At 66.9% G+C, this 13,088-nt stretch carries 13 protein-coding genes; 11 read left to right on the plus strand and 2 right to left on the minus strand.

Translation table 11 applies throughout. From position 1 onward, the window contains the following. Window positions 1-2 precede the first annotated feature (2 nt). A complete protein-coding gene (locus tag MNI96_RS15390; protein WP_249694569.1) occupies window positions 3-1,568 on the minus strand; it encodes a proton-conducting transporter transmembrane domain-containing protein in 1,566 nt (521 codons plus the stop codon). Between the two features lie 115 nt (window positions 1,569-1,683). Between MNI96_RS15390 and MNI96_RS15395 the strand changes: the two genes are divergently transcribed. The 11 genes from MNI96_RS15395 to MNI96_RS15445 all read left to right on the plus strand — a co-directional run bounded on the left by MNI96_RS15395 (window position 1,684) and on the right by MNI96_RS15445 (window position 12,122). Then, window positions 1,684-2,598: a LysR family transcriptional regulator gene (locus tag MNI96_RS15395; RefSeq protein WP_249694571.1), complete on the plus strand. Its 915-nt coding sequence runs from the start codon at window positions 1,684-1,686 to the stop codon at window positions 2,596-2,598. Between the two features lie 208 nt (window positions 2,599-2,806). Then, window positions 2,807-3,277 (plus strand): Lrp/AsnC family transcriptional regulator, encoded by a 471-nt coding sequence (locus MNI96_RS15400; RefSeq protein WP_067339422.1) that lies wholly within the window; start codon window positions 2,807-2,809, stop codon window positions 3,275-3,277. Beyond that, the gene (locus tag MNI96_RS15405) at window positions 3,264-5,003 is read left to right on the plus strand and encodes an aminotransferase class V-fold PLP-dependent enzyme (protein WP_249694572.1); all 1,740 of its coding nucleotides are present in this window, start codon (window positions 3,264-3,266) and stop codon (window positions 5,001-5,003) included. The genes MNI96_RS15400 and MNI96_RS15405 overlap by 14 nt, the downstream gene beginning before the upstream one ends. A 13-nt stretch (window positions 5,004-5,016) precedes the next feature. Beyond that, the gene (locus MNI96_RS15410; RefSeq protein WP_249694573.1) at window positions 5,017-6,315 is read left to right on the plus strand and encodes an NAD(P)/FAD-dependent oxidoreductase; all 1,299 of its coding nucleotides are present in this window, start codon (window positions 5,017-5,019) and stop codon (window positions 6,313-6,315) included. A 35-nt stretch (window positions 6,316-6,350) separates the two neighbouring features. Then, window positions 6,351-6,860 carry an L-2-amino-thiazoline-4-carboxylic acid hydrolase gene (locus tag MNI96_RS15415; protein ID WP_249694574.1) on the plus strand — a complete coding sequence of 170 codons (510 nt, stop codon included), beginning with the start codon at window positions 6,351-6,353 and terminating at the stop codon, window positions 6,858-6,860. An 80-nt stretch (window positions 6,861-6,940) separates the two neighbouring features. Continuing rightward, a complete protein-coding gene (locus tag MNI96_RS15420) occupies window positions 6,941-8,065 on the plus strand; it encodes an ABC transporter substrate-binding protein (protein WP_249694575.1) in 1,125 nt (374 codons plus the stop codon). Window positions 8,066-8,234: 169 nt separating this feature from the next. After that, window positions 8,235-9,149: a branched-chain amino acid ABC transporter permease gene (locus MNI96_RS15425; RefSeq protein ID WP_249694576.1), complete on the plus strand. Its 915-nt coding sequence runs from the start codon at window positions 8,235-8,237 to the stop codon at window positions 9,147-9,149. Further along, window positions 9,142-10,152 carry a branched-chain amino acid ABC transporter permease gene (locus tag MNI96_RS15430; protein ID WP_249694577.1) on the plus strand — a complete coding sequence of 337 codons (1,011 nt, stop codon included), beginning with the start codon at window positions 9,142-9,144 and terminating at the stop codon, window positions 10,150-10,152. Before MNI96_RS15425 ends, MNI96_RS15430 begins: the two co-directional genes overlap by 8 nt. Further along, a complete protein-coding gene (locus MNI96_RS15435) occupies window positions 10,149-10,904 on the plus strand; it encodes an ABC transporter ATP-binding protein (RefSeq protein ID WP_249694578.1) in 756 nt (251 codons plus the stop codon). The genes MNI96_RS15430 and MNI96_RS15435 overlap by 4 nt, the downstream gene beginning before the upstream one ends. Beyond that, entirely contained in the window at window positions 10,901-11,611 is a 711-nt protein-coding gene (locus MNI96_RS15440) for an ABC transporter ATP-binding protein (protein ID WP_249694580.1), read from the plus strand. The genes MNI96_RS15435 and MNI96_RS15440 overlap by 4 nt, the downstream gene beginning before the upstream one ends. Window positions 11,612-11,651: 40 nt before the next feature. Further along, a complete protein-coding gene (locus MNI96_RS15445) occupies window positions 11,652-12,122 on the plus strand; it encodes an L-2-amino-thiazoline-4-carboxylic acid hydrolase (RefSeq protein WP_249694582.1) in 471 nt (156 codons plus the stop codon). A 39-nt stretch (window positions 12,123-12,161) separates the two neighbouring features. Here MNI96_RS15445 and MNI96_RS15450 read toward each other — a convergent pair whose 3' ends face one another. Next, window positions 12,162-13,085 (minus strand): DMT family transporter, encoded by a 924-nt coding sequence (locus MNI96_RS15450; RefSeq protein WP_249694584.1) that lies wholly within the window; start codon window positions 13,083-13,085, stop codon window positions 12,162-12,164. Window positions 13,086-13,088 lie beyond the last annotated feature (3 nt).

The following is a 13,088-nucleotide window of genomic DNA, read 5'->3' on the forward strand; positions in this document are numbered from 1 at the left end:
GATCAATTGGACGAGGGGAGCCGGAAGCCGCCGATCAGGCGGTCGAGCGTTGCATTGACGTAGAAGCCGTTGGCGAAGTGGACCCGCAGACCCGCCGTCGCCGGATGATGCGCCCAGTGCGGGAACAGCGCCTGCGCGATGGCGACACCGCCGAAGGATGCGAGCGCCAGGGCGATCAGCGCCCATTCCAGCGGGCCGGCCTGCGGCGGGGCGGGCAGCGCGCCGCCCGCCACCAGTCCGGCCAGCACGTGGAAGCCGAAATAGCCGATGGCGGCGGCGACCGAGGCTGTCGCGGTCTTGCGGGTGAGGGCGGCGGGGGCGGCATCGGCCAGACCCTGCGCCACCAGATAGGCGACGCCGAAGATCAGGATCGCGCCGAGCGCCAGCGCCTGGGCCGACTTCTCCAGCGGCAGCAGCGAGAAGGCGCCGGCGACAGCCGCGTAAAGAGCGAGGGCGAGCAGGAAGGCGCGCGTCACCGCGGCGATGCCGGGCGCGGCGACGGGACCCGGCCGCCGCGTCGCCTCTACCGCGCGCACCGCCGTGCCGGAGGAGAGGAAGGCGTGCGCCTTGTAGAGCGAGTGGGCGACGATGTGCAGCAGGGCGAGCGGCCACAGGCCGAGGCCGCATTGCAGCAGCATGAAGCCCATCTGCGCCACCGTCGACCAGGCGAGCGCCGTCTTCACCGCGCTCTGGGTCAGCATGACCAGCGCGCCGAACAGGGCCGAGAAGCCGCCGAGCATGACCAGCAGCGTCATCGCCGCAGGGCTTGCCTGCACCGGCTCGGCAAGGCGGATGAGCAGCAGACCGCCGGCATTGATGATGCCCGCATGCAGCAGCGCCGAGACCGGGGTCGGGGCCTCCATCACCTCCGTGAGCCAGCCGTGCAGGGGAAAGGCCGCCGTCTTCAGCAGCGCGGCAAGGACGACCAGCAGCACGGCGATGTCGGCGGCAAGCGGCATGTCGCCGCCCCGGGCGGCCTCACTGATGCCGGCGAGCGACACCGTGCCGAAGGCGGCCCAGAAGCCGAGGGCGGCAAGCAGCAGCGCGGCGTCGCCGGCGGTCCAGGCGAGGGTGAACTTCGCCGCCGCCCGCCGGGCCTGCGGCCGCTCGCGGTAGAACAGCAGCAGCTGCCGCAGCAGCGCGCCGACGAGGATGAAGCTGAGGATCAGGACCGGCAGGGTGGCGGCCTGCACCAGCACCAGGACGGCGGCGATGGCGGCGAGCAGCAGGCCGTGGAAGGCGCCCTCCCGCGCCTCGCCGTCGAGATAGCTGCGCGAGAAGCGCACGACCACCCAGCCGACAAAGGCGACCAGGACCGACATGACCGCCGACACCGTGTCGAGAGCAAGCGCCAGGGCGAGGGGGCCAGAGTCGTTGCTGGTGCCGATGCCGAGCGTTGCCGGCCCGCCAAGCGCCAGCTGGAGCGCGCCGGCAAGGGCGAGAGCGAGGGACAGCAGCGCGGCGCCCTCCGCCAGTGTCGGCAATGCGCCCGGTCGGCGGCCGGGATGAGCCAGGGCGAAGGCGGCAAGGATCAGGAGCGGCAGGGGCGCGAGCGCTGTGGGGAACATGTGGGATCTCCGCAAGTGAAGTGCGCGCCGGAGATACCGCTTGCCACTATTCAAGAAAATTACATATTTAAGCGGAAATCATTCTGTTCAATGGAACGATCCATAGGAGAGGCCGATGCCGCCGCTCAATCTCCATCACCTCCGGTTGTTCAGCGCCGTCGCCGAGGACGGGACGCTGACCGGCGCCGCGCGCCGGCTCAACCTGTCGGCTTCCGCCCTGTCGGCGCAGGTGAAGACGCTGGAGGGGGCGCTGGGCCACGATCTCTTCGAGCGGCGCGGGCGCGGCCTGGTGCTGACCGAGGCGGGGCGCATCGCCCTCGACCATGCGCAGGCGATCTTCCGCACGGCCGAGGACCTGTCGGCGACGCTGAAGGGCGGCGGGCAGAAGCCGCGCGCCCTGCGCGTCGGGGCGCTGAGCACCCTGTCGCGCAACCTGCAGATCCAGTTCCTGATGCCGGTGATCGGCAAGCCGGACGTCGATGTGGTGGTGCGCTCGGGCAGCCAGAAGGAACTGCTGGCCGGGCTGGAATCGCTGGCGCTGGACGTGGTGCTGACCAATGTGGCACCGGCGCGCGACGAGGCCCGCCGCTATCTCGTCCACCGCATCGCCGAGCAGGCGGCGAGCCTGATCGGCACGCCGGAGCGGGCCGGGCAGGGGCGTTCGCTGGTGGATCTGCTGGCGCGCGAGCCCCTGGTGCTGCCGACCCGCGAAACGGCGATCCGCGCCGGTTTCGACGTGCTGGCCGCCCGGCTCGGCGTCGTGCCGCGCATCGCCGCGGAGGTCGACGACATGACGATGATCCGCCTGCTGGCGCGCGAGGATGCGGGGCTTGCCGTCATTCCGCCGATCGTCGTGCGGGACGAACTGGCGAACGGCGTGCTGGTGGAGGCCGGCCCGCTGCCCGGCATCACAGAGGTCTTCCTGGCGGTGACGGTGGAGCGGCGCTTTCCCAATCCGCTGCTGGCGGACCTCCTGTTCCGTACGCCCGAGGGGGTGCCGGCAAACTCCGGGGACGGGGCGGGGACATGATCGGCATGCAAACGCGCTAAACGCGAAAGACAATCCTTTCAAACGCGCGTGAGTTGAAATGTCTGCACGCGTTTTAGGCAGACACTGCCTACCCGCTTTTTTCGACGGCTTCGAAGTTTAGAAGGCTCATTCTCCGCTGGACTTGGATTTTCATTTTTGTAGGATGAATATCCTAACAAAAATTCCAGAGGTAGAACGAACGATGCAAATTGATGAGTTCGATAGGAAAATACTTTCTGTAATTCAAGATGATGCTAGCCTATCCATAGCTCAGGTTTCTGAGAAGGTAGGTCTCTCGACAACGCCATGTTGGCGTCGCCTCCAGAAGCTCGAGCGAGAGGGGTATATCGACGGCCGCGTAACGCTTTTGAATCAAAGCAGGATCGGCCTCGAGCTCACGGTTTTCGTGATGATACGGACCAGCCAGCACAACACAGCCTGGCTGGAGAAGTTCAACAGCGTCGTGAGTCTATTCCCGGAAATCGTGGAAGTGAACCGACTGGCGGGCGAGTATGACTATCTCTTGAAGGTAATCACCAAGAGCAATTCGTCCTACGACGCCTTCTACAAGAAGTTCATCAATCTCATCGAGCTCAATGATGTCACATCCTGTTTCTCAATGGAACAAATCAAGCGAAGTACCCGACTACCACTCGACGCTGTCGATGGCGGACGCTGACGCGCGCATCGCGCGGATCCGCGCCGGCGTCATCGGCGAGGGCCGGGCGATCGAAACCCCCTTCGGCGTGCGGCCTCTCGTCTATGCGGACTATGTTGCCTCCGGGCGCGGACTGTCCTTCATCGAGGACCTGATCCGCGACCGCATCCTCCCCGACTACGGCAACACCCACACGGAAACCTCCTATACCGGCCGCCAGACGACGGTGCTGCGCGAGGCCGCCCGCGAGACCATCCGCAAGGCGGTCGGCGCAGACCAGCGCCATGCGGTGATCTTCACCGGCTCCGGCGCCACCTCGGCCGTCAACAAGCTGGTGCGCGCCCTGCAATTGCAGGGCCGCCTGCCGCGGCGGGCCTCTGTCGCCGAGACGCCTCAGAGCGAGCTGCCGGTGGTCTTCGTCGGCCCCTACGAGCACCATTCCAACGACCTGCCGTGGCGCGAGACCGGCGCCCGCATCCGCCGCATTCCGCTGAACGCGGCCGGCGGCATCTGCCTCGACACGCTGGCGCGCGAACTCGCCGCCGTCGGCGAGGGCGTGCCGCGCTTCGGCGTGTTCTCGGCCGCCTCCAACGTCACCGGCGTCAAGAGCGACGTGCGGGCGATTGCGAAGCTCCTGCATGCCCATGGCGCCCTGTTCTTCTGCGACTATGCGGCCGGCGCCCCCTACATGCCGATCTGCATTGGCGAGACGGCGGAAGGGGCGGGCGATCACATCGACGCGCTGTTCCTGTCGCCGCACAAGTTCGTCGGCGGGCCGGGCGCGTCCGGCCTGCTGATCTGCGACAAGGCGCTGTTCGAGGGCATCGAGCCGACCGCCACCGGCGGCGGCACGGTCAGCTACGTGACCGCGGAAGGACATTGCTACGTCTCCAGCGTCGAGCGGCGCGAGGAAGCGGGCACGCCCAACATCGTCGGCGACATCAAGGCGGGCCTGGCGCTGGAGCTGAAGGACTGCGTCGGCGCGCACGAGATCGAGCGCCGCGAGGCGGCGATGGTGGCGCGGGCCATGCGCAACTGGGCGCAGGACCCGAATATCGAGCTGCTGGGGCCGCTCGACGCCGAGCGCATCGGCGTCTTCGCGCTGAACATCCGCAGCGGCTCCAAGAAGCTGCATTACGGTCTCGTCGTCGCGCTGCTGAACGACCTGTTCGGCATCCAGGCGCGCGGCGGCTGCTCCTGCGCCGGGCCTTACGGCCATGCGCTGCTGGGAATCGGCGACGACGATGCGCTGCGCCACCAGCAGGAGGTGCGCGGCGGGCAGAGCGTGCTGCGGCCGGGCTGGGTGCGGCTCGGGTTCAACTACTTCTTCGACGAGCGCACCACCGACTACATCATCGAGGCGGTGCGCTTCGTCGCAGCCCACGGTGCGGCCTTCATGTCGCTCTACAAGGTCAACCCGCAGTCCGGCGTGTGGGCGATGAGCGGGGCCGTGCGTCCCAAGGCGCGGCCTGCAACGCTGCTCGAGGCGCTTGCCCCCGATGCCGCGCTGCAGCAAACTGGCGAGGCGAACGTGCCGGACTTCGACACGTGTCTTGAAACGGCGCGGCGGCTGGCCGCCGAGCAGGAAGCGGCGCTTGCCGGCCTTGCCGGGGATCCCTGCGGCGATTGCGGCGAGGACGACAGCCTGCGCTGGTTCTGGCGGCCCGAGGAACTGCCGCTTCTCCACAGCCAGTTGATCGCCGGGGCGAGAACTTCTATCCACAAACCCCCGTCCCGGGCCTCTTGAGAACGGACCGCCCATGTTTTCCAGCAAGCAGATCTCGGCATCCCTTTGGGCGGACACCGCCCCGCCGCGACAGGCGGCACCGGCCGTCGCCGGCCGCATCGAGACCGATGTGGCGGTCATCGGCGGGGGATTCTCGGGCCTTTCCACGGCGCTGCATCTGGCAAGGGCCGGGCACCGGGCAATGGTGCTGGAAGGCATGGAGGTCGGCTTCGGCGGATCGGGCCGCAACAACGGCCAGGTGATCCCGACCATGACGGCGGCCGAGCCGGACGCGATCGAGACGCGATTCGGCGAGGCCGGCGAGCGGTTCGTCGCCCTGGTGCGCGACAGCGCCTCCTACCTGTTCGACACCGTCCGCGAGGAAGGGATCGACTGCGAGGCGGAGCAGACGGGCTGGTTCCAGCCCGCGCACCGGGAAAGCCGGCTGAAGCTGAGCCGGGCCCGCGTCGAGGCCTGGGCGAAGCGCGGCGCGCCGGCCCGCCTGGTGGAGGCGGCCGAATGCGCCGAGCTGCTCGGCTCGGATCGCTGGTTCGGCGGCATGTACAACCCGACCGGAGGCCATATCAACCCGCTGGCGCTGGCGCGCGGCCTGGCAAGCGCCTGCGAGGCCAAGGGCGTTGCGATCCACGAGAAGAGCCCCGTCGAGGCGGTGGAACGGCGCGAGGGCCGCTGGCACCTGCGCACCCCGTCCGGCGAGGTCGTCGCCCGCTCCGTGATGCTGGCCAGCAACGCCTATACGGGCTTCCTGTCCTCGCAGCTGGCGCCGAAGGTGGCACGCTCCGTCGTGCCGGTCCTGTCCTGGCAGATGGCGACGCGTCCGCTCACCGAGGCGCAGCGCGAGGTGGTCGTGCCGGGCCGCCAGGCCGTCTCCGACACCCATGGCGACCTGCATTTCTTCCGCTACGACAGGCGGAACCGCCTGGTGACCGGCGGCGCGCTGGCACTCGGTCACAACGGCCCGGACCGGCTGCGCGAGATCGTCGGCCGCCGGCTGCAGACGGCCTTCCCGGTGCTCGGAAAGCCGGAATTCGACTTCGTGTGGAACGGCTATATCGGCATGACCGAGGACCGGTTCCCCTTCATCTGCCAGCTCGGCCCCGACTTCTGGTGCTGGGCCGGCTGCAACGGCCGCGGTGTCGCCCTTTCGGTGTCGCTCGGCCGGGAATTCGCAGCGGCGATCGCCGGCACTCCGGTCTCGCAGCTCGCCCTGCCTATGTCCGATCCCAAGCCAATCCCCCTGCACGGTCTGGTCAAGACCTTCGCCCCGCCGGTGATGCTTCAGCTGTACCGGTGGCGCGACGGCCGCGACTGACCCAAGCAACGACAAGCAAAAGGACGATGCCCCATATGACCCAGGAAACCACCACCGAGCCGGTCGTCACGCTCGACATGCTGAAGGCGGCCTTCGCCATGCGCGCCAAGGCCTATGCGCATATGTTCGACGTCCTGCGCGAGGCCTATGGCGCCGACCGCGCCGTCGAGCTGATCGCCGAATCCACCCGTCGTCTGGGCAAGGACATGGGCAAGAAGTTCGCGCATCTGGGCCCGGACGACCTGCCGGGCCTGAAGGACGCCTTCATCGGCGGCATCCCGTGTTCCGACCAGATGTTTGCGCCCGAGATCAAGAAGTGCGACGACGAGAGTCTGGAAATCCAGTTCCACCGCTGTCCGCTGAAGGACACGTGGACGGAGCAGGGCCGCAACGAGGAAGATCTCGAGCTGCTCTGCAAGGCCGCCGGCGCCATCGACGGCGGCCTGTTTACCGAGGCCGGGTTTACCTTCAAGGGAGAAACCTGGACAAAGGGCAAGACCGGTTGCTGCCTGCTGCGGGTGGAGCCGGGCGCGAACGCAGGCTGAGCTGACTGTCATCCCGGCTGCGGGGTGACCCCATCAAACAACAAACCAAAAGCTCTTCCAGAATACAGGAGAAGATCACTATGACGATGTCTCGCAGGACCACCATCGGGTTGCTCGCCGGCGCCGCCGGCATGCTCGCCGTGCCGTTCGGTGCGATGGCCGAGGGGCCGGTTTATCTCGGCTACCAGCTGCCGCTGACCGGCAACACGGCGCAGTACGGCCAGGACTTCAAGACCGCCGCGGAGATCGCCCTCAAGGACTTCAACGCCTCCGGCAAGATCAAGGTGCCGGTGGAGATCATCTTCGAGGACTCCCGCTCCGACGCGAAGGAAGGCGTTGCCATCGCCCGCAAGTTCGTCGACGACGACCGCATCGTCGCGGCGCTCGGCGACTTCACCTCCACCGTGTCGATGGCCGCTGCCCAGGTCTACAAGCGCGCCGAGATGGCCCAGCTGAGCCAGACCGCATCCCATCCGGACTTCGCCAAGATCTCCGAATGGCAGTTCCGTAACATCACCACGCAGGCCCAGGAAGGCGTCTACAACGCCGACTGGATGAACGAGCAGGGCCTGAAGAAGATCGCGGTCATCGCCGAGCAGACCGACTGGGGCCAGTCGGTGGTCAAGGACTTCGCCGAAAAGGTCGAGGCCAATGGCGGCGAGGTGGTCTTCACCGAGTTCTTCAACCGCGGCCTGCCGGACTTCCGCTCGATCATCACCAAGATCGAGCGCGCCAAGCCGGACGCGATCTACACGGGCTTCTTCTATGAGGACGGCGCCCAGTTCCTCAAGCAGATGCAGCAGCTGAACATCGACATTCCGGTCTATTCGACCTCCGCCGCGTACAACCAGAAGCTCGTCGAGCTCGCCGGTCCGGCCGCCGAAGGCCTGTTCCTGACGGTCACCTTCCTGCCCAACAGCGAGACCGATCACGTCAAGAAGTTCGTCGACGAGTGGAAGGCCGCCCGCGGCGGCGCCGAGCCCGGCCAGTTCCCGGCCCAGGCCTACGACGCGGTGAACATCATGCTCGAGGCCGTCGCCCGCGCCTATCCGGACGTCTCGCGCCAGAACGTCCGCGACGAGCTGGCCAAGACCAAGGACTTCCCGGGCGTCACCGGCGTCACCTCCTTCGACGAGAACGGCGAGGCCCTGAAGCAGCTCACCAAGGCAACGGTGACCGGCGGCCAGTTCGTCCCGCTCAAGTAACGCCGCGTTCCCCGCTCCCCGGACGCAAGGTCCGGGGAGCGGGGCCGCAGCCGGGCTCCGCAGGCTTGTGCGTATCGAGGACCTGCCGCCGCCATGACCCGGTTCCCGGGGGGCGGGGACGGCTCCCGTTACGCCTGGTTCCCGTGTTCCCAGGTCAGGACAGACTCCCGTGATCGATCCCTATTACCTGCAACAGCTGACGATCGGCATATCGCTCGGCATGGTCTATGCCCTGATGGCCATCGGTTTCACGCTGATCTTCGGCGTTCTCAACGTCGTCAACTTCGCCCATGGCGAGGTCTACACGATCGGCGCCTTCGCCGGCATCATGGCGATCGCCGCCTTCGGCCCGCCCTTCCTCGTCATCGTCTTCATTGTCCTGGCGGTCGGTGCGCTGGCGGGCTTCAGCCTGGAAAGGGTGGCGTTCAGGCCATTCCGAAGATTCTCGGACGAAGCCTCGCTGAAATCGCGGGCCATGCGCGAGGCGACGCTGATGTCCTCGCTGGCCATGTCGATCATCGCCCGCGAGGCCATGGAGTTGCTGTTCGGCTCCGAGTTCCAGACCATCGACATCGGCTACCTGATCAACAAGCCGATCTCGCTCGGTCCGGTCACCATCGTCAACGGCGACATCATCATCTTCGTCGTCTCGGTGCTGATGCTGGGCGGGCTGCAGTGGCTGCTGAAATACAGCGCCATCGGCCTGTCGATCCGCGCGGTGTCGAACAATCCGCTGGGCGCGAAATATGTCGGCATCAACACCGACCGCACCATCGTGCTGACCTTCGTCATCGGCTCGATGATGGGCGCGCTCGCCGGCATTCTCGTCGGCCTCTACTACGGTGCGGTGTTCCCCTCGATGGGCTTCATCCCGGGCGTCAAGGCGTTCGTCGCCATGGTCATGGGCGGGTTGAGTTCGATTCCGGGCGCCGTCATCGCGGCGCTGGTGCTGGGCGTGGCGGAAAGCCTGTCGACGACCTTCGTGTCGTCGGTCTGGGCCGACATGGTCGCGTATCTCTTCCTCATCGTCACCTTGGTGTTCTTCCCGCAGGGGCTCTTCGGAGCGAGGAGGGAACGTGTCTAAGGACTTTATTCAGTCGGCGGGCCTCAAGCTCGCCATCCTGGCGGTGCTCTTCGTCGCCCTTCCGCTCCTCCTGGTGTCCCTGGACAAGGGCTACATCTACCAGGTGGTCATGCTGGCCCTGATCTTCTCGCTGCTGGCCGTGTCGCTGCAGCTGGTCACGGGCATTGCCGGTCTGCTGCATCTGGGCCATGCCGCCTTCTACGGCGTCGGCGCCTATATCGCGGCGCTGGCCGGGGCCGATTACGGCATCGGTTTCACCCTCGGCCTGCCGCTGGCGGGCCTCGGCGCGGCGGCCATCGCCTTCGTCGTCGCGCTGCCGACCATGCGTCTCGTCAGCATCTACTTCGCCGTCGCCACGCTCGGCATCGGCCAGATGATCTTCCTCGTCCTGCAGAACTGGGTCGAGGTGACGAAGGGGCCGAACGGCGTCAGCCTGTTCTCCGGGATCGACCTGTTCGGCTATACCGTCGACAGCGAACTGGGCATCTACTTCGTGGTGGCGACCATCGTCTGCATCTCGATCTGGGTCATTCACCGGCTGAGCCATTCCTATTACGGCAATGCCCTGCGCAGCCTGCGCGAAGACGACCAGTGCGCCGATGCGATGGGCATCAACACGGTCCGGCTGAAGATCGAGTCCTTCATGATCTCGTCCTTCTTCGCCGGCATCGCAGGCGCCTTGTGGGCCTACACCACGGGCTACATCTCGCCGGTGGACTTCGACTTCGCGGAATCGATCCTGATCCTCGCCATGGTCGTGGTCGGCGGGCTGGGCAGCATTCCCGGCGCCATCATCGGCGCCCTGCTCCTGATCCTGCTGCCCGAGGCCCTGCGCGGGGTGGGCGACATGCGCAACATCATCGTCGGCTTCGTGCTGTTCTTCTCGATCCTGTTCCTGCCCAAGGGACTGTTCGGAGAGGTGCCCTCGCTCAACTTCATCCGCCGTCAGTTCGGCTCCGCCTGGCAGGACAATCCCGACAAGCAGAAGGTGGGCTGGAAATGACCGCCATGCTCGAGGTGGACAACGTGTCCCGGCGCTTCGGCGGCCTCATGGCTGTCGACAGCGTCACCACCACCGTCGGAGAGCGGGAACTCGTCGGCCTGATCGGCCCGAACGGCGCCGGCAAGACGACGCTGTTCAACCTGATCTCCGGCTTCACCCCGGTCTCGTCGGGCGAGATCCGCTATCGCGGCGAGAAGATCAGCGGCCTCAAGCCGTCGGTCATCGCGTCGAAGGGCATCTCGCGCACGTTCCAGAACCTGCGCGTCTTCCCGAACATGACGGTGTTCGACAACGTCTCCGTCGGCGCGGTCGGGGCTATCGGCCAGACGCCCTGGCAGGCGATCGTCGGCGGATCGAACCGCGCGCAGCAGATCTCCGAACGGAGCTGGGAGGCGCTGGAGAAGGTCCAGCTCACCCGCTATGCCAACGATCTTGCGGCGAACCTTGCCTATGGCAAACGCAAGTATCTGGAAATCGCCCGCGCGCTGGCGATGAACCCGGACCTGCTGATCCTTGACGAACCGGCCGCGGGACTGAACGATTCCGAGACGGCGGAGCTGGCCTCCTTCATCAAGGACCTGCATTCCAGCGGGATCACCGTCATGCTCGTCGAGCACGACATGGGCCTCGTGATGAGCATTTGCGAGCGCATCGTCGTGCTGGCGTCGGGCAAGAAGATCGCCGATGCGGAACCGTCGGTCGTCCGGCAGAACCGCGAGGTGCTGGAAGCCTATCTGGGGGTGGACGAGTGAACGTTCTCGAAATCGCAAACCTGTCCCTGCGGATCGGCGTCCAGGACATCCTGCACGACATCAGCCTGGACGTCGCCGAGAAGGGCATCTACGCCATTCTCGGCGCCAACGGTGTCGGCAAGACCAGCCTGATGCGCTGCATCTCCGGCATCTACCACCCGACCGGCGGCGAGATCCGCTACGAGGGCAAGAACATCGTCGGCCTGAAGAGCCACCAGATCGTCGATCTCGGCATTCTCCAGGCCCCCGAAGGGCGGCAGATCTTCTCCAACATGAGCGTGCTGGAGAACCTGACCATCGGCGGCGGGCCGCTGAAGACGGCGGAGCTCGACCGGGTGCTCGGGCTGTTCCCGAAGCTGAAGGAACGGCTCAAGCAGGGCGCCGGCTCCCTGTCGGGCGGCGAGCAACAGATGCTGTGCATCGGCCGCGCCCTGATGCGCCGGCCCAAGGTGCTGCTGCTCGACGAGCCCTCGCTCGGCCTTGCGCCGATGCTGGTGCGCTTCATCTTCGACCTGGTCGAGGAGATCCGCGCGCAGGGCTACTCGATCCTGATCGTCGAGCAGAACGCCAAGGCGGCGCTGCGCATCGCCGACCGGGCCGCCGTTATCGAGGGCGGCAAGATCGTCATGGAAGGCTCCGCCAAGGAGCTGGCCAGTGACAGCCGCGTCGCCGACGCCTATCTGGGAGGGCATGTCGCGGCGCATTGAGCCGCGGCATCGGGCACGACACAGGAAAGAGGGACCCACGATGACGCTGCCGATGATCGAGAAACGCCGGATCGAGGCCGCGGTCCTCAAGCACGTCTTCGATGTGCTGGTGGAGCGGCACGGGCGCGAGGAAGCGGAAAAGGTGATCGGCGAGGCCGTCTCCAACTCCGCCATCGCGCAGGGCAAGGAGTTCCGGGAAAAGGAGCCGCAGGAGCCCGACCTCGAGAACTTCGCCGACCTGCTGCCGCTGTGGCAGATGGACGACGCGCTGCAGATCGAGGTGCTGGAGAAGGGGCCGGACCGGCTCGACTTCAACGTCAAGCGCTGCCGCTATTCCGAGGTCTACAAGGAGATGGGGCTCGGCGATATCGGCCACCTGCTCTCCTGCAACCGCGATGGCGACTTCTGCATCGGCTACAATCCGCGGATGGAGCTGACGCGCACCCAGACGATCATGAAGGGCGCGTCCCATTGCGACTTCCGCTACCGGCTGAAGCCGGCGGCCGAATAAGCCTCGTCGCTTTCCCGTTTCAAAATGACGGCGCGGCCTTCACGGTCCGCGCCGTTTTCTTTCGGTGAAGACGAGGCCGATGCCGCAGGCCGCGATCAGCGCCGCGCCGACCAGCGTCAGCGGGCGCGGCGGCAGGTCGAACAGCACCAGATCGAACAGGGCGGCCCAGATCACCGCCGAGTAGCGGGTGGCGGCGACCATGGTCGAATGACGGGCCCGCGTCGCCGAGGCGATCAGGAGATTGCTGAGAATATAGAAGACGATCATCGCCGCGATGATGCCCGTCTCGCCCGCGACCAGCGGCCGCCAGTCGCCGATGACCCCCATGGCAAGCGCCAGGATCAGCGTCGCGATGCTGGCCGTGAACGACAGTTCGAGGCTCGGCACGCTCGAGGCCCGCCGGCTCGTCAGCATGTCGCGCGCGACGTAGAAGGCGGCAGAGCCGACGGCGGAGAGCGCCCCTTCCATGCTGCCGGCCAGCGCCGGGCCGGTGGCGATCAACGCACCGGAAAACGCCAGCAGCAGCAGGATGCGTCCGCGCGGCGACAGGGGCTCGCCGGCCAGCAGCCAGTTCATCGCCATCACCCCGATGGGAATGGTCATCATGACCGTGGCGACGAAGCTGAGCGGGGCGAGGGTGAGCGCGTGCATCAACCCGGCCGTAGCGATGGCCTCGAGCGCGGCGCGCGCCAGCACCACGCGCGGCGGCCAGCGCAGGCCGCGCCGGATCATCAGCGGCAGCAGGATGAAGATCGTGCCGACCGCCCGCAGCAGGATCAGCTGGCTGGTCGGCATCACCGCCAGCAGCTTGACGCAGGCATTGTTGATGTTGCCGGCCCCCGTCGCCAGCAACCCCTCGATCAGCGGCCGCCGCTCACTGAGCGTGGGCGGCGGCGGGCCGTGATCGGGTGCGGGCTGGCCGGAACTGGGCTTGCCGGGCAATCGGCCTGCGTCTGAGGGCATGGC

The organism is Stappia sp. WLB 29 (genome assembly GCF_023507705.1).
Classification (GTDB): Bacteria; Pseudomonadota; Alphaproteobacteria; order Rhizobiales; family Stappiaceae; genus Stappia.

Coding starts and splice junctions, on each gene's coding strand:
- MNI96_RS15415 (WP_249694574.1), top strand. CDS start 6,351: ATGACCCAGGAAACCACCACCGAGCCGGTCGTCACGCTCGACATGCTG.
- MNI96_RS15390 (WP_249694569.1), bottom strand. CDS start 1,568: ATGTTCCCCACAGCGCTCGCGCCCCTGCCGCTCCTGATCCTTGCCGCC.
- MNI96_RS15395 (WP_249694571.1), top strand. CDS start 1,684: ATGCCGCCGCTCAATCTCCATCACCTCCGGTTGTTCAGCGCCGTCGCC.
- MNI96_RS15420 (WP_249694575.1), top strand. CDS start 6,941: ATGACGATGTCTCGCAGGACCACCATCGGGTTGCTCGCCGGCGCCGCC.
- MNI96_RS15435 (WP_249694578.1), top strand. CDS start 10,149: ATGACCGCCATGCTCGAGGTGGACAACGTGTCCCGGCGCTTCGGCGGC.
- MNI96_RS15410 (WP_249694573.1), top strand. CDS start 5,017: ATGTTTTCCAGCAAGCAGATCTCGGCATCCCTTTGGGCGGACACCGCC.
- MNI96_RS15450 (WP_249694584.1), bottom strand. CDS start 13,085: ATGCCCTCAGACGCAGGCCGATTGCCCGGCAAGCCCAGTTCCGGCCAG.
- MNI96_RS15445 (WP_249694582.1), top strand. CDS start 11,652: ATGACGCTGCCGATGATCGAGAAACGCCGGATCGAGGCCGCGGTCCTC.
- MNI96_RS15405 (WP_249694572.1), top strand. CDS start 3,264: ATGGCGGACGCTGACGCGCGCATCGCGCGGATCCGCGCCGGCGTCATC.